Origin of the sequence: Schumannella sp. 10F1B-5-1, from assembly GCF_006517535.1 — a bacterium.
In the GTDB taxonomy this organism is placed as follows: Bacteria; Actinomycetota; Actinomycetes; order Actinomycetales; family Microbacteriaceae; genus Schumannella.
In genome coordinates, this window is record NZ_VHQH01000295.1 from 1 (window position 1) to 323 (window position 323).

General features: G+C 67.8%; 1 protein-coding gene. It reads left to right on the forward strand.

Going from position 1 to position 323, the window contains the following annotated elements; genetic code table 11:
- Positions 1-34: 34 nt before the first annotated feature.
- A partial coding sequence (locus tag FJ658_RS15760) for an MBL fold metallo-hydrolase (protein WP_141146261.1) occupies positions 35-323 on the forward strand: 289 nt, incomplete at its 3' end.

Below are 323 nucleotides of genomic sequence, written 5' to 3' on the forward strand. Positions count from 1 at the left end.
GACGGTTTCCCGATGGCTAATTATCGTAGCCTTCATGGAACTGGCCTCGCAGCTGCGACGCATCGGCAACGATCTCATCGCCGTCCATCTCATCGTGACGGATGACGGGCTCACCCTGATCGACACGGGGCTGCCGGGCCACTACGCCGACCTGCGACGCGAGCTCGAGGCGATCGGCCGACCGCTCTCCGACATCAAGGGGATCGTGCTCACCCACGGCGACACCGACCACACCGGGTTCGCCGAGCGCCTGCGCGCCGAGCTCGGCATCCCCGTCTACGTGGGAGCCGGCGACGTCGCCCGCGCCATGGGCGAGAAGCCCC